The organism is Nonomuraea sp. MG754425 (assembly GCF_021699195.1).
Taxonomy (GTDB): Bacteria; Actinomycetota; Actinomycetes; order Streptosporangiales; family Streptosporangiaceae; genus Nonomuraea.
On the sequence record NZ_SSXE01000108.1, the window covers coordinates 1 to 15,655 of the forward strand.

General features: G+C 70.2%; 13 protein-coding genes. 6 read left to right on the plus strand and 7 right to left on the minus strand.

What is annotated here, in order from left to right:
- Window positions 1-884 (minus strand): serine/threonine-protein kinase (locus FAF44_RS32125; protein WP_237107070.1); only part of this gene is annotated, 884 nt, incomplete at its 3' end.
- 163 nt (window positions 885-1,047) lie between these two features.
- On the opposite strand from FAF44_RS32125, the gene FAF44_RS32130 reads away from it, so the two are divergent.
- Window positions 1,048-1,707 carry a DUF11 domain-containing protein gene (locus FAF44_RS32130; RefSeq protein ID WP_237107071.1) on the plus strand — a complete coding sequence of 220 codons (660 nt, stop codon included), beginning with the start codon at window positions 1,048-1,050 and terminating at the stop codon, window positions 1,705-1,707.
- A gap of 18 nt (window positions 1,708-1,725) precedes the next feature.
- Here FAF44_RS32130 and FAF44_RS32135 read toward each other — a convergent pair whose 3' ends face one another.
- Together FAF44_RS32135 and FAF44_RS32140 are read right to left on the minus strand one after the other, a co-directional pair.
- Window positions 1,726-2,346, minus strand: a complete 621-nt coding sequence (locus FAF44_RS32135) for a response regulator transcription factor (protein ID WP_308193416.1) — start codon at window positions 2,344-2,346, stop codon at window positions 1,726-1,728.
- Window positions 2,343-3,458 (minus strand): GAF domain-containing sensor histidine kinase, encoded by a 1,116-nt coding sequence (locus FAF44_RS32140; protein WP_237107072.1) that lies wholly within the window; start codon window positions 3,456-3,458, stop codon window positions 2,343-2,345. Before FAF44_RS32140 ends, FAF44_RS32135 begins: the two co-directional genes overlap by 4 nt.
- A gap of 115 nt (window positions 3,459-3,573) precedes the next feature.
- On the opposite strand from FAF44_RS32140, the gene FAF44_RS32145 reads away from it, so the two are divergent.
- The 4 genes from FAF44_RS32145 to serB all read left to right on the plus strand — a co-directional run bounded on the left by FAF44_RS32145 (window position 3,574) and on the right by serB (window position 7,187).
- Window positions 3,574-4,230 (plus strand): SDR family oxidoreductase, encoded by a 657-nt coding sequence (locus FAF44_RS32145; RefSeq protein ID WP_237107073.1) that lies wholly within the window; start codon window positions 3,574-3,576, stop codon window positions 4,228-4,230.
- Entirely contained in the window at window positions 4,227-5,234 is a 1,008-nt protein-coding gene (locus FAF44_RS32150) for an S-adenosylmethionine:tRNA ribosyltransferase-isomerase (protein ID WP_237107074.1), read from the plus strand. The genes FAF44_RS32145 and FAF44_RS32150 overlap by 4 nt, the downstream gene beginning before the upstream one ends.
- 101 nt (window positions 5,235-5,335) lie before the next feature.
- Entirely contained in the window at window positions 5,336-5,887 is a 552-nt protein-coding gene (locus tag FAF44_RS32155; protein ID WP_237107075.1) for a DUF11 domain-containing protein, read from the plus strand.
- A 79-nt stretch (window positions 5,888-5,966) separates the two neighbouring features.
- On the plus strand, window positions 5,967-7,187 hold the full coding sequence (serB, locus tag FAF44_RS32160) for a phosphoserine phosphatase SerB (RefSeq protein ID WP_237107076.1): 1,221 nt from the start codon (window positions 5,967-5,969) through the stop codon (window positions 7,185-7,187).
- A gap of 6 nt (window positions 7,188-7,193) precedes the next feature.
- Here serB and FAF44_RS32165 read toward each other — a convergent pair whose 3' ends face one another.
- The 4 genes from FAF44_RS32165 to FAF44_RS32180 form a co-directional block, all read right to left on the minus strand.
- On the minus strand, window positions 7,194-7,661 hold the full coding sequence (locus FAF44_RS32165) for a histidine phosphatase family protein (RefSeq protein ID WP_237107077.1): 468 nt from the start codon (window positions 7,659-7,661) through the stop codon (window positions 7,194-7,196).
- Between the two features lie 249 nt (window positions 7,662-7,910).
- Window positions 7,911-10,202 (minus strand): sodium-translocating pyrophosphatase, encoded by a 2,292-nt coding sequence (locus FAF44_RS32170; RefSeq protein ID WP_237107078.1) that lies wholly within the window; start codon window positions 10,200-10,202, stop codon window positions 7,911-7,913.
- Between the two features lie 1,631 nt (window positions 10,203-11,833).
- Window positions 11,834-12,253, minus strand: coding sequence for an ATP-binding protein (locus tag FAF44_RS32175; protein ID WP_237107079.1), 420 nt, complete (start codon window positions 12,251-12,253; stop codon window positions 11,834-11,836).
- 1 nt (window position 12,254) lies between these two features.
- A complete protein-coding gene (locus FAF44_RS32180; RefSeq protein ID WP_043629845.1) occupies window positions 12,255-12,605 on the minus strand; it encodes an STAS domain-containing protein in 351 nt (116 codons plus the stop codon).
- A 409-nt stretch (window positions 12,606-13,014) separates the two neighbouring features.
- On the opposite strand from FAF44_RS32180, the gene FAF44_RS32185 reads away from it, so the two are divergent.
- A complete protein-coding gene (locus FAF44_RS32185) occupies window positions 13,015-15,468 on the plus strand; it encodes a DEAD/DEAH box helicase (RefSeq protein WP_237107080.1) in 2,454 nt (817 codons plus the stop codon).
- The last annotated feature ends 187 nt before the right edge of the window (window positions 15,469-15,655 follow it).

Below are 15,655 nucleotides of genomic sequence, written 5' to 3' on the forward strand. Positions count from 1 at the left end.
GGTGGGCGATGGTGCTCGGCGGCCATCTGGGACCCGGTGGTCAGCGCCGCCTCGTCATCGACCCCGGCCCCCGCCCCCTGATGCTCCAGGAGCGAGAACAGCACCTCGGCCGCCGTGGGCCGGTCCTCGGCCCGCTTGCGCAGGCATGCCCGTACGACCGACCGCAGATCGTCGGGCAGCACCGACAGGTCGGGCTCCTCGTTGATCACCCGGTAGATGACCGCGGGCAGGCTGTCCTGGCCGAACGCGGGCCGCCCCGTGGCGGCGTACAGCATGGTCAGGGCCCAGCTGAACATGTCGCTGGGCGGCCCGACCCGCTCGGCCGAGATTTGCTCGGGCGACATGTACGCGGGCGTCCCCACGACTCCGCTGCTGATCGTCATGGCCGAGTCGAGCGCCCGCGCGATGCCGAAGTCGATCACCCGCGGCCCGTCGGTCCCGAGCAGCACGTTGCTGGGCTTGAAGTCCCTGTGGACGATGCCCGCGCGGTGGATGGCCGCCAGCGCGGTCACCGTGCCGACCGCCAGCCGGTGGAGCGCCCCGCCCTCCCTCGGCCCCGCCCGCTGCACGACCACCTGTAATGACACCCCGTCCACGAGCTCGCTGACGATGTACGGGTGCTCTCCGTCCATGTTCGCCCCGAGCACCTGGGCGGTGCAGAACGGGGCGACCCGGCGCGCGGCGGCCACCTCGCGCAGGAAGCGCTCGGTGTCCAGGCCGGGTTTGTCCAGCCAGGTGTTCAGCAGCTTGATCGCGACGAGCCGCCCGTCCGGCGACTCGCCCTTGTAGACGATTCCCTGCGCCCCCTTGCCGAGACGCCCGAGCAGCCGATAGTCGCCCAGCATGGACGGATCACCGGACTGCAAGGGGTGCGTTTCCGGCACCTGCTTCTCCCCCTTGTGCTTGACCCCCGAGCGTGATGAATCACCGCGGACACCCGCAAGCCATCCCAGATCACGAAAGATCATCGCTCTTTGCGAAAAAATTGCCCTACGCAATAATCCTGGAGAAGATCGGGGATTTCCACACCGTAGGGGGAGCCATCACATGCGCAGAAGCCTCAGCCTGTCCTTAGCCGGTGGACTGGCCGCCGCCGCCCTGGCCGCGCCCGCCCAGGCTAGCGCCACGACAGTGACGGCGCCGGCCGCCGCGACCAGGGCCGCGGCCGTCACCGCCGCGCCGTTCTCGAACTTCAAGATCTCGGTCAAGCACTCCAGGACCACCAAGCGCGGCGGGAAGATCACCTACTACGTCAAGGCCAAGAACCTCGGCCCGCACTACGCCGACTACTACTTCATCGGCGGCCAGGTGCCCAGCGGCGTCAAGCCCACCCTGCGCTGGGGCGGCCCCAAGGGTACCAAGTGCGAGTGGTCGGGCCGCTGGTTCTGGTGCTGGGGGCCGATGGCGCTGAGCAAGGGCAAGACCGACTGGCTGAACTTCCAGGTCACGCTGAAGAGCGGCACCAAGGGCACGGCCACCGCCCGCGTCGGCGTGCTCTCGTTCGACGTCGACCAGGGCATGGAGAACATGAGCCAGGACGAGCTCAAGCGCCTGGGCATCAAGCACCACTACGACCTCAAGACGGCCAGGACGCGCATCGTCACGCCGCCGCGCAACCCGGGCAGGGGCTGGACGCCGCCGCCTCCGGTGCAGAACTACAACCCGCCCGCCGGCCACGAGGAGTCGAACAAGAAGAAGGACACCTGAGCCGTGGCCTGACGCGTCTCAGCCCAGGCCGTGGCGTACGGCGTACAGCGCGGCCTGGGTGCGGTCCTGGACTCCCAGCTTCATCAGCACGTTGGAGACGTGTGTCTTGACCGTCTTCTCCGCGACGGTCAGGCTCCGCGCGATCTCCCTGTTGGAGCGGCCGGCCGCGAGCAGCGCGAGCACCTCGCGCTCGCGCTCGGTCAGCGGCACCGGCGCGGGCGCGGCCCCGGCCGTGGGGGCCGCCAGCATCGCCTCCGCCGCCTCGGGGGCCAGCAGCACCTGCCCGCCGTGCACCGCGCGGACGGCCTGGACGAGCGCCGGCGGATCGACATCCTTGTAGAGGAACCCGGCGGCGCCCGCCCGCATCGCGGGGCCGACGTCGGAGGGGTCGCTCACCGAGGTCAGCACCACGATCCTGGTCGTGGCCCCGGACAGCCGCTCGAGCGCGCCGAGCCCGTCCATGACCGGCATCTTCAGGTCGAGCAGCAGCACGTCGGGGGCCAGTTCGCCGACCAGCTCGACCGCCTGCGCGCCGTCGGCCGCCTCGCCGACGACGGTGATGTCGTCCTGGAGGTCGAGGAACGTCCGCAGGCCCTGCCGGACCACCGGATGATCGTCGGCGATCAGCACCCGGATCACACGCCCACCTCCACGCGTACGGTGGTCCCGCCGCCGGGCACCGATTCCACGGACATCTCTCCCCCGACGGACTCGGCCCTGTCGCGCATCGACACCAGGCCGAGCCCGCGTGACTCCGTCTGCTCGAAGCCGTCTCCGTCGTCCCGCACGGACAGCGTCAGCCGGCTTCCCGCGAACGCCAGGCTCACGGAGACCGTTCCGGCCCCGGAGTGGCGCAGCGCGTTGTGCAGCGCCTCCTGCGCCACCCGCAGCACCGCCACCTCGACCGCCGGGTCGAGCGCGGGCAGCTCGGCGCACTCGAACGTGACCTGGGCCGGGTGCAGCCGGTCGAGCATGCGCACGTGCTTGCGCAGCGTCTCGGCGAGCCCGTGGTGGTCGAGTTCGGCGGGACGCAGCTCGACGATCACCGCCCGCAGCTCCGACAGCGCCTCCCCGGCCAGCCGCTGCACCCGGTCCAGCTCGGCGGCGGCCTGCTCTGGGGCCTTGTCCAGCATCGTCGCCGCGGCCTGCGCGGTCAGCCGCAGCGAGAACAGCTTCTGGGTGACGGCGTCGTGCAGCTCCCTGGCCATGCGGTTGCGCTCCTCCAGCATGGCCAGCTCGCGCCCGCGCTCGTAGAGCCTGGCGTTGATCAGCGCGATGGCGGCGTGCGCGGCGAACAGCGTGAGCAGTTCCTGGTCCTCGCGCGTGAAGCCGCCGCAGGTGCGCTTGTTGGCCAGGAAGATGATGCCGAGCACGCGCTCGCCGTCGCGGATCGGCACCCCCAGGAAGTCCTTCATCACCGGGTGCGCCTTCGGCCACCACTCGAACCTGGGGTCCGCGCGCAGGTCGGGCAGCCTGACCGGGGTGCCGTCGCGGAGCATCGCGCCGAGCATGCCGTGCTGCCTGGGCAGCGGGCCGATCGCGTCCCACTGCTTGTCGGTGAGGCCCTCGGCGACGAACTCGGCGAACGAGCCGTCGTCGTCGGGCACGCCGAGCGCGGCGTAGCGGGCGTCGAGCAGCCGCTGCGCGGAGCGTACGATGACCTGCAGCACCTCGCGGACCGACAGGTGGCGGGTGACCGCGAGCACCGCGGAGCTCACCGCCTGCAGGATCTCGTCTCGGTCGGAGGTCACGGCCCCACTCTATGGGCCTTGCGGCCCCGCACCGCTGGTCCTAGGACGATGTGCCCAGGTGGAGCGGGCCCTGCGCCCGATGTCCCGCGCGCGTTCCGTTCCTAGCGTCGGATACATGACGAACACCGCGATCATCACCGGCGCCTCCCGTGGACTCGGCCTCGCCCTGGCCAGATCGCTGGCGGGCGCGGGCTGGAACCTCGTGCTCACCGCCCGCGGGGCCCGCGAGCTCCGGCGGGCCGCCGACGAACTGGGCGCGACCGCGATCCCGGGCGACGTGACGGACCCGGCGCACGTGCGCCGGCTGGCCGAGGCGGCGCCCGAGCTGGACCTGCTGGTCAACAACGCCAGCGACCTGGGCGTGACGCCGCTGCCGCCGCTGGCGGGCTACCCGCTGGAGGCGTTCAGGGTGCTGCTGGAGACGAACGTGACCGCTCCGCTGGCTCTCGTCCAGGCGACGTTGCCGGCGCTGCGCGCCTCCCGGGGCGCGGTCGTGAACATCACCTCCGACGCCGCGACCGGCCCGTACGAGGGCTGGGGCGGCTACGGCGCCACCAAAGCCGCGCTGGAGCAACTGTCCAACGTGCTGTCCGCCGAGGAGCCCGAGCTGCGCGTCTGGTGGGTCGATCCGGGCGAGATGAACACCCGCATGCTCGCGGACGCGGTCGGCGAGCAGGAAGCCGCGTCCGCCACGGACCCGGCCAAGGTGGCGACGGCGCTCGTCGAGCTGGTCGGCTCCCGTCCGGCGAGCGGGAAGGTGAGCCTGCAATGACCGCCGCACTGGACTTCCCGCTGCCGCCCGGCCTGTCGGCCCACGAGCCGCCGGAGGCGCGGGGCATGGCCAGGGACGCGGTGCGCCTGATGGTCTCGCGCGGCACGGAGGAGCCGGCTCACCACCACTTCAGCGAGTTGGCCGGCCTGCTCGACCCCGGCGACCTGATCGTGGTGAACAACTCGGCGACCCTGCCCGCGGCCGTCCGGCTGGACCGGCTGGCCGTGCACTTCTCGACCGCCAGGCCGGACGGCACGTGGCTGGTGGAGCTGCGCCGGCGTACCCGCAACGGGTCGGAGCCGTACGGCGGCGGCGAGCCGGGCGAGTGGCTGCCGATGCCGGGACGGGCGACGTTGCGGCTGGTCGGCCGGGAGACGCCGCGGTTGTGGCGGGCGGTGCTCGACCGGGACGTGGAGGCGTACCTGCGGGCGCACGGGGTGCCGATCCGGTACTCGTACGTGGAGCGGGACTGGCCGATCGAGGCGTACCAGACCGTGTTCGCGACCGTGCCGGGGAGCGCGGAGATGCCGAGCGCGGCGCGGCCGTTCACCGTCGAGCTGGTGACGGCGCTGGTGGCCCGGGGGATCGGGATCGCGCCGATCACGCTGCACACGGGGGTGGCCTCGCCGGAGAAGGACGAGCCACCGTACGCCGAACGGTACGAGGTGCCGGCGGCCACGGCCCGGCTGGTCAACCTGACCAGGGAGAACGGCGGCCGGGTGGTCGCGGCGGGCACCACCGTCGTCCGGGCTCTGGAGACCGCCGCGGGTGACGGCGGGCGGGTCGCCGCGGCGGAGGGCTGGACCACGCACGTCGTCACCCCCGAGAGCGGGGTGCGGGCGGTCACGGGGTTGATCACCGGCCTGCACGAGCCGCGGTCGAGCCATCTGCTCATGCTGAGCGCGATCGCGGGGGAGGCGGTGCTGGCGCGCGCGTACCAGGAAGCGTTGCGAAAGGGATATCTGTGGCACGAGTTCGGCGACACGCACCTGATTCTGAAGTAATAGACTTTACGAAGATTTTGCGTTTGTGATAGGAAAAGCCGACATTTACGGGGGCCTGGTTCTGTGACGTCCCCGTTTCCCTTCGTTACCGGAGACGTTGAATGCGCAACTCCCTCACCAAGGTCGCCGCGCTGGCAATTGCGGCAGGCGCCCTGCTCCTGCCGGCCGTTCCCGCCGCGGCCGGCACCACCACGGCCACCGCGGCCACCATGGCCGAGCCTTTCTCCGCCTTCGACGTGAAGGTGAAGGCGCCCAAGACGGCCAAGCCCGGCGGCAAGATCAAGTACACGATCAGCGCCACCAACAAGGGCCCGCACTACGCCGACGCCTGGTTCATCGGCGGCGAGTTCCCGAAGGGCATGGACCTGCGGCGCATTAACTACACTCCCCCCGTCAAGGACACCGAGTGCTTCCTCGACGGGCGTGCCTTCTACTGCTACGTGCCCGCGATCGTGGAAAAGGGTGACACCGTCACCATGACCTTCTCCGGGAAGCTTACGAAGCAGGCCAAGGGCACCCAGACGGCGACGCTCGGCGTGGTCTCGTACAACTACGACCAGGGCATGGAGGACATGAGCAAGGAAGAGCTCGACCGGCTCGGCGTCCCCCAGTACGCCTTCGCCAAGACGGTCAAGACCAAGATCGCTCGCTAGCCCGGCGAACCCTGCGCCCGCACCCGAATGCCCGACCTGCTTCACGAGCATCGGACCGGGCGCAGTACCGTGGGGGGATGTGGACCAGCGCACCCTCCTGATCACACTGACCGGCCCTGACCGCCCGGGCGTCACCTCCCGTCTTTTCTCCGTGCTGTCACGCTTTCCGGTGACCGTCGCGGACATCGAACAGGTCGTCATCCGAGGCCGGCTCACGCTCGGCGTGCTCGTCGCGTACTCGGGCGGCCCGCCGAGCGGCACCGGCACCACCCTCGGCGCCATGTGGACCGCCGTCGAACGCGTGGCCGAAGACCTCGGCATGGAGGTGGAGCTCTCCACCGGGTCGCAGGCCAAGGAGAAGCGCCGCCGCGGCCGCCTGTCGGTCAGCGTGCTCGGCGCCACCCTGCAACCGGCCGCCATCGCGGGCATCGCCGGCCGCATCGCCGCCGCCGGCGCGAACATCGACCGCATCGAACGCCTCGCCCAGTGGCCCGTCACCTGCATCGAGCTGTCCGTCTCCGGCGCCGACCCCGACGCGCTGCGCGTGGAACTGGCCGCCGAGGCCGCCGCGCAGGAGGTGGACGTGGCCGTGCAGCGCACCGGCCTGTCGCGGCGGGCCAAGCGGCTGATCGTCATGGACGTCGACTCCACCCTCATCCAGGGCGAGGTCATCGAACTGCTCGCGGCGCACGCCGGCTGCCTCGACGAGGTCGCCCGGGTCACCGAGGAGGCCATGCGCGGCGAACTCGACTTCGCCGAGTCGCTCAAGCGCCGGGTGGCCCTGCTCGAAGGGCTGCCGGCCGAGGTGTTCGAGCAGGTGCGCAAGGAGGTCGTGCTCACGCCCGGCGCCCGTACGCTGGTGCGCACGCTCAAGCGGCTCGACTACCGCTTCGCCATCGTCAGCGGCGGGTTCACCCAGATCACCGACGGCCTCGTGGAGGAGCTGGGCATCGACTACTCGGCGGCGAACGTCCTCGAAGTGGTGGACGGCAAGCTCACCGGGCGTGTCGTGGGCGAGATCGTCGACCGGCCCGGCAAGGCGCGGGCCCTGGAGCGCTTCGCGCGCGAGGCCCGCCTGCCGATCTCCCAGACCGTGGCCATCGGCGACGGGGCCAACGACCTCGACATGATCGCCGCCGCCGGGCTCGGGATCGCGTTCAACGCCAAGCCCGTGGTGCGGCAGGCGGCCGACACCGCGGTCAACACGCCGTACCTCGACTCGATCCTCTACCTGCTGGGCATCACCCGGGACGAGGTGGAGGCCGCGGACGCCGAGGACGGCGTGCTCACGACCCTTTAGACGCGCTCACTGCTCCTTGGGGTCCCAGCGCGTGACGAGGCTCCCCTGGCCCGGCCAGAGGTCCTCCCACGGGGAGTCCACCCGGATGACCGCGAACGCTCCCGGCCTGAACACGTAGTCGCCGCCGGCCAGCTCCAGCGCCAGCTCGTGCACGCCGGGGTTGTGACCGCACAGCACCACCGTGCCCAGGCCGGGGTCGGCGCGGTGGACGAGCTCCAGCAGCTCCTCCGGGTACGCCTCGTAGATGTCGCGCTCGTAGCTGATCTCCATCTCGGGGAAGGCCAGCTCGGCGGTGCGCCTGGTCCTGAGCGCCGGCGAGCAGAGCACCGCGTCCGGGGTCAGCCCGGCCGCCCTGATCTCGTCGCCGACCCGCTTGGCGTCCCGCTCGCCCCGATCCGTCAGGGGTCGCTCGCGGTCGGCCAGGCCGGGGACGTGGGCGGCCTTCGCATGCCGCAGCACGATCAAGGTACGCACGAGATCACCCCGTCTTCGAGGCCCAGACGGACAGCCCGATGATCACGGCGAGGATCGCGACCATCGCCAGGAGAATCAGGCCCAGGGTCTTTCCGCCGCTGGGCCGGTTGTCGTCGTTCACGCGCCCAGTGTCCCATTTCGGGGGCGCGGGTACCGCGACAGGTGCCTGCTGACGGCGGCCCGGCGGAACGAGGACGCGCCCGTCCCCCGCGATGGGGAACGGGCGCGCCCGTCCGGCTTACCGCGTCGTCAGGACGCGACGGGCTCGGGGTCGCGGTTGTTGTTGTTGTTGCTGGCCGGCTCGTTGGTCGCCGACCGCCGCTTGGACACGATGATCGCGCCGACCACCACGGCCACCGCGAACACCGTGATGCCGATGCGCAGGACCGGGTCTCCCGCGTACAGCACCACCGCGGGCGCCACCAGCAGCGCCACCAGGTTCATCACCTTGATCAGCGGGTTGATGGCCGGGCCCGCCGTGTCCTTGAACGGGTCGCCGACCGTGTCGCCGATGACCGTGGCGGCGTGCGCCTCGGAGCCCTTGCCGCCGTGGTGACCGTCCTCGACGAGCTTCTTGGCGTTGTCCCAGGCGCCGCCCGAGTTGGACAGGAAGACGGCCATCAGCGTGCCGCAGGCGATGGCCCCGGCCAGGAACGCGCCGAGCGGCGCGTAGCCGAGCGCGAACCCGACCGCGATCGGCGTCATGACCGCCAGCAGGCCGGGCGTGGCCAGCTCGCGGAGCGAGTCGCGGGTGCAGATGTCCACGACGCGGCCGTACTCTGGCAGTTCGGTGCCGTCCATGATGCCGGGCTTGTTGCGGAACTGGTCGCGCACCTCGAAGACCACCCGCATCGCGGCCCGTCCGACGGCCATGATGGCCAGCCCGGAGAACAGGAACACGACCGCGGCCCCGATGATCAGCCCGACCAGGACGTTCGGCTGGTCGATGCCGAGCGAGAACGTCGCCGACTGCGGCAGCACTCCCTCCACGGCCGTCCGGAACGCGCCGAACAGCGCCGTGGCCGCCAGCACGGCCGTGGCGATGGCGATGCCCTTGGTGATCGCCTTCGTCGTGTTGCCGACCGCGTCGAGGCTGGTCAGCACGCGGGCGCCCTCACCCTCGACGTCGCCGGACATCTCCGCGATGCCCTGGGCGTTGTCGGAAACCGGGCCGAAGGTGTCCATGGAGACGATGACGCCGACCGTGGTCAGCAGGCCGGTGCCCGCCAGCGCGACCGCGAACAGCGCGATCGTCACGTTCCCGAAGCCGAGCAGGAACGCGCCGTAGACCGCGCCGCCGATGATCAGCGCCGAGTACACCGCGGACTCCAGGCCGACGCTGATGCCGGACAGGATGACCGTGGCGGGACCGGTGACCGAGCTCTCGACGATCTCCCGGACGGGGCGGCGGTTGGTCTCGGTGAAGTACCCGGTGAGCAACTGGATGGCGCTGGCCAGCACCAGGCCGATGAGCACCGCGCCGATCGCGATGAGGCGCGGGTCGGCGTCGAAGTTCGTGATGGTGGAGCCGCTCAGCCCGCTGAAGCTGCTCGGCAGGTACCAGAACGCCGCCGCCGTCACCAGGACCGCCGAGATGCCGGCCGAGATGAAGAAGCTGCGGTTGATCGCGGCCATGCCGTTGCGGTCGCGGTCGCGCAGCCTGGTGACGAAGATGCCGATGATCGCGGTGATCACACCGATCATCGGGACGATGAGGGGGAAGACCAGCCCCTCCTCGCCGAACGCCGCCCGGCCCAGGATGAGGCTGGCGACCAGCATGACCGCGTACGACTCGAACAGGTCGGCCGCCATGCCCGCGCAGTCGCCGACGTTGTCGCCCACGTTGTCGGCGATGGTGGCCGCGTTGCGCGGGTCGTCCTCGGGGATGCCCTGCTCGACCTTGCCGACCAGGTCGGCGCCGACGTCGGCGGCCTTGGTGAAGATGCCGCCGCCGACGCGCATGAACATCGCCAGCAGCGCCGCCCCGAAGCCGAATCCTTCGAGTACGCCCGGCGCGTTCCCCTGGTAGAGGAACACCACCACGGCCGCGCCCAGCAGGCCGAGGCCCACGGTGAACATACCCGCCACGCCGCCGGTGCGGAACGCGATGCGCATGGCGCGCTTCTCGCCGGCCTCCCTGGCCGCGGCGGCGACGCGGACGTTCCCGCGCACGGCCAGCCACATGCCCATGAAGCCGGTCAGCGCCGAGAACACCGCCCCGATGACGAAGAAGATGGAGCGTCCGACGCGGACATCGGATTCTCCGGGTAGCAGAAGCAACAGGAAGGGAATCACGACGACGAAGATCGCCAACGTGCGGAACTGACGCGTGAGATAGGCCGCGGCGCCTTCTTGCACGGCGCGCGCGATGTTCTGCATTCGTTCGGTGCCCTGGCCGGCGGCCAGCACTTCGCGCACGAGGCCGCCTGCGACGGCCAGCGCGATCAGCGCGACCGCGGCGACCACGACCACGATGGTGAGATTGTTTCCGCTCAGGGCCAGATTGGACGCTGGCTCCAGGGCCAGCATGTGCCTGCTCATCGTTCTCCTCGGCAAGACCGGTCGTCCTGCCCGGGCGGTGCTGCAGTTTTCCTCGGCGGGTGTTGCGGCACCATCCGGGTTGTGGGTGCCGCTTCCGGTTGAATCCGCGTTCCGCCGGATCACCTTGGCCGGTGCCGGGAGTCTACGCAGGCACTCAGCGGATATGAAGGCTCTCGCGGTCGCCAATTGTGCGAGTGTCTGGTAATGCCCAGCCAGGGACCCGGTTTGGTGTCTGACAAGTGGAATTTCCCTGGGTTACGGTCATAGCAAGAGGTGGATACGGGCGGACCGTAATTCGGCTTAGTGCGGGCATGGTTTGGGGGCTGGGGTGGATTTTGGGACGGAAGTGGGGGATGCGCAGGGTGCTCCTCCGACGCACACTTCCAGCCACCCGTCCCTGCCGGACCCCTTCCCACCACCTGTCCCCGCCCGGACCTCTTCCTACCACTCGTCCCTGCCCGGACCCCATCCCGCCGCTCGTCCCTGCCGGGCCACGGGGCGCCGCGTGGCCCGGGACCGCTTCGTCCCGGTCTTTTGGGGCGACTTGGGCGGCGAGTGCTTGCCCACGTGCATTTCCCGGCTGCCCATCGCCTACGTGACCCGGAGCCGCCGACCACGTGCCTTGCCTCACCCGACGTCCCTGAAGACGTGCGGACCGCTCCGGCTCCGCGGGCATGGCCACGCGGGAGTGACTTACCCGTCACCCTGGCCTACCCGCCGCCCTACCTCGCTCCGCCACCTTGGCCTTCATCGCCGCCCTGGCCTTCACCGCCGTCGTGGCCCACACGCGGCGATGACCTGCAGCACTCCGGCCCACGGACTGCCCTGGCCCCCACGCTGGCGTGGCACACGCGTGCTCGCCTCGAACGCATTCCTCCCGCAGGATCACCCACACCGCACGGTCACACGACCGGTCCCACGCACCGGCACCACGGCGCACAACGAGCCCCGTCGCGACCCCGCCCGCGTCCGAGCCTCGCGCTCGCTCCGAGTAGGTCCTGCCCACGCGCGAGCCTCACGTTGCGCATCGGTTCTGCGGGCGCAGCAGGTCGACTCGTGCTCCACGTGTGGACCCACATTCCGTATCAGCTCCGTGGGGCGGGGTGACCCACTCACCGCCGGGCCTGAAGGTGTTCGCCCGCGCCCGCACGCTTGCCTCGCGTGCACCGATCCCGCGTACATCAGCACCGGTGCGCTGATCATCACGTACACCGGCATCGCGGCAATCAGCGCTGGTGCCGTAACAGTTCGGACCGCATGCACCTGCACGCCAGCCTCGCGGACCTCGTGTTCAAGCCCTTGCTTCACACGCGCGCCCGAACACGAGTCCTCGGCTTCGGCCCGACCATGCAGTACCGCCTGCGGCCCGACCAGCCACTCGCCCCACCGCCGCGTGCACGTCTCCGCAGGAGCCGTGCACGCGTCATGGCACGAGAAAACGCCCGCAAGGAGCCGAAGCCACCCGAACACCCACAAACGCACGTGCAGGCACACCTCAGCGCACGGAGGTCGAGCGTGAACCGTGTTCTGAGCCCGACACCCCACGTGCGAGCCCAACCCACGCCCACGCCCGATGAACGTTCCAACACGCACGCGAAGACCCGAGCGGATGTGCTCAGACCCAGGTGCGCTCAGACGCTGACGGTGGCCGGCCAGCTCATGCGGATGTTCGTCCCCTTGGGGCTGGGGATGACCTGGACGTCATCGGCCAAACCCTCGATGACCGCGATGCCGAAGTTCGACATGAACGAGTCGGAGAGCATGCCCAGGTCGAGGGGTTGTTCTGGTTTGATGTCGTCGCTGGGGGCCTGGTCGCTGACCGTGACCTCGAAGCGCCCCGCGTCGTCACGCAGCTCGATGCGGATCGGCTCGCCCGGACAGTGAGCGCGATGTGCCTCCACCGCCCGGGAACACGCTTCGCCCACAGCGAGCCTGACCTCGTCCAGCAGCGACTCCTCCACGCCGGTACGGCGCGCGATGGCCGTCGCCACCAACCGGGCGGTCCGCACGTGCGCGGGAAGGGCGCTGAACGTCAGTTCGACGGTAGCCATGCTACTTGTCTTTGCCGTGAGCTTCCTTGGCCTCGTCGACCGAAGCGTAGATCCCGAAGACCTTGGTGAGACCGGTGATCCGGAAGATCTTGAGGATCCGCTCCTGCGTGCAGACGAGTTCGAGGGAACCGTCGTGCGCACGCACCCGCTTGAGCCCCCCGACCAGGACGCCAAGGCCCGTGGAGTCGAGGAAGTCGACCTTCTCCATGTTCACAAGAAGGTGGAAGTTGCCCTTGTTGACCAGGTCGATGAGGAGCTCACGCAATCTAGGCGCCGTGTAGACATCGATCTCACCCTCGACCTCGACGATGGTAAGTCGGTCTTCGGTGCGGTGATCCAACTTCAGATCCACAGATCCTCCAGCGCCTCGCCTGCGAAAGTACTCTTGCGGGCCTGGCAGTCTGGAGCGTGGCCCCAGACTGTCCGACCCTGACGCGCGGCATTCAACCACGCGCCTGGCTTGTGTCTATACGAAATCACGATTCCCGGCGACTTTGCCCAAGGATGCAAGACTGGAAACAGTGACTTCCTCCGGATCCTCCCCACAACAGGCAGGTCCACTCCTGCGCCACCTGCTCGGCGTTCCCGCACGTCACGAACGTGTCACCCACGTGGAGCACGTTCCAGCACGTCAGGCGGGACACGTCCAATGGCCTCTCTGGACGCCCGAAGTCCTTGTTACGCGCTTGGCGAACCGCGGGGTGACAGGACTCTGGCCTCACCAGTACGAGGCCGCCGACCTGGCATACCGTGGCCGAAACGTGATCATTTCCACGGGCACCGCCTCCGGGAAGTCGCTGGCGTACCTCACGCCGGCGATCGCCTCCTGCCTCGACGGCGGCACCGTCCTCTACCTGACGCCGACCAAGGCGCTGGCCGCCGACCAGCTTCGCGGGCTGCGTGAACTACGCATCACCCAGGTGCGCGCGGCCTGCTTCGACGGCGACACCCCCTTCGAGGAACGCACCTGGGTACGCCAGCACGCCAACTACGTCCTGACGAACCCCGACATGCTCCACCGCAGCATCCTCCCCCGCCACTCGCGATGGTCGTCGTTCCTCCGCCGCCTGCGCATGGTCGTCGTGGACGAGTGCCACGGCTACCGCGGCGTCTTCGGCTCGCACGTCGCCCAGATCCTGCGCCGCCTGCGCCGTGCCTGCGACCGCTACAACTCGCGGCCCACGTTCCTGCTCGCCTCGGCCACCGCGAGCGAGCCCGGGGTGTTCGCCAGGAGGCTGACGGGGCTTGAGATGGACGAGGTGACGGTGGACGCCTCGCCCAAGGGTTCGACCACCATCGCGCTGTGGGAGCCGCCCCTGACGGAGCTCCGGGGCGAAGGAGGGGCTCCCGTGCGGCGGACCGCGACGGCGGAGACGGCGGATCTCCTCGCGGACCTCGTCCTGGCCGACGTGCGCACGCTCGCCTTCGTCCGCTCCCGGCGGGGTGCGGAGACGGTCGCCCTCTCGGCCCGCGCCAAACTCGCCGACGTCGCCTTCTCCATCTCATCCCCCTTCCCCCGCACCACCGCCCCGCAGCCCTCAGCACCTCCCGGCGCCACCACGCCGGAGCGGCCCACCGACGCCGCCTCCACACCCACCACCGGCGGACCCCTTCCACCGGCCACAACCGACCCCGCCCTCACCGGCTCCTCCGCCGACTCCGACCCGGCCTCCTCCCCTGTGGCAGAACCACCACGAGAGGCACACATCGCGCCGGCATTCGACACGCCGGGAGCCCCCGCCGCGTCCGGGACGCTCGACGCGGCCGAATCGCCCGAGGCGGCTGCCGCGCCAACCGCTCCCGCCACGGCTTCCAGCCCCGCTCACGTCCCACCCCATGGCCCTCTCACCTGGGCGATCCCGGACGCCCCCGACCCGGATCTGGCCGACCTCCCCAACAAGATCGCCGCCTACCGGGCCGGCTACCTCGCGGAGGACCGCAGGCTCCTCGAAAAGGCCCTCCGTGCCGGCACCATCCTGGGTCTGGCCACCACGAACGCCCTTGAGCTCGGCGTCGACGTCTCGGGCCTGGACGCCGTACTGATCGCGGGCTGGCCCGGCACCCGCGCCTCCCTCTGGCAGCAGGCGGGCCGAGCCGGCCGCGACGGGCAGGACGCCCTCGCCGTGCTGATCGCCAGGGACGACCCCCTCGACACCTACCTCGTCCACCACCCCGAGGCCCTGTTCGGGCAGCCCGTGGAGGCGATCGTCCTCGACCCCGGCAATCCGTACGTCCTGGGCCCCCACCTCTGCGCGGCAGCCGCCGAGATCCCGCTGACCGAGGACGACCTGGCCATCTTCGGCCCCACCACCTCCGAAGTGCTCGCGGACCTGGTGTCGCAGGGCCTGCTCAGGAAGCGTCCGGCGGGCTGGTTCTGGACCAGGCGGGAACGCGCCACCGACCTCGCCGACATCCGAGGCGGCGGAGGCAGCCCCATCCAGGTCGTGGAGTCGTCCACGGGCCGTCTCCTGGGCAGCGTGGACGAGTCTTCGGCCCACACCACGGTCCACACCGGCGCCGTCTACCTGCACCAGGGCGAAACCTTCCTGGTCGAACTCCTGGACCTGGACGCCGGCGTCGCCCTGGTCTCAAGCGCCAACCCGGACTACACCACCTTCGCCCGGGACATCACCGACATCTCCATCCTCTCCACCGAACGTTCCCAGCCCCTCGGTCCCGGCACGTTGCACTTCGGCGAGGTGGAGGTGACCCGCCAGGTCGTCTCCTACCTGATGAGACGCCTCCAGTCAGGCGAGATGCTCGGCGACGAGCCCCTGGAACTGCCACCCCGCACCCTCCGCACCCGCGCCGTCTGGTGGACCCTGCCCGCCTCGGCGGTGACCCCACTCGCCGAGGCCGGGATCGACCTCGGCGGAGCCGCCCACGCCGCCGAACACGCCTCGATCGGCCTGCTCCCGCTGTTCGCCACCTGCGACCGCTGGGACATCGGCGGCGTCTCCACCGAACTGCACGCCGACACGGGCCTGCTCACCGTCTTCGTGTACGACGGCCACGAAGGCGGCGCCGGCTTCGCCGAACGCGGCTACGCCCGCGCCATCGACTGGCTGACGGCCACCCGCGAAGCGATCATGTCCTGCGAGTGCGAACGCGGTTGCCCGTCCTGCATCCAATCCCCGAAATGCGGCAACGGCAACGACCCATTGGACAAGCGAGGCGCCGTCCGGCTCCTCGACACGCTGCTGGCGCCCCAATGAGCACAGGCCACCACTCATTCGCGGAATCGGCCAGAGAAGAACAGCATGCCGAAAGGCAATGCAACCCAGCGCCAGATCATCATGCCTCACCAGCAGATTTCCGGAAGATCAAAAAGCGACCCTCGACCCCATCTTCCAACCGCAAACCCGCAGCGCAGCAGCCTGTCAGGCCCTCGTAACAACACCC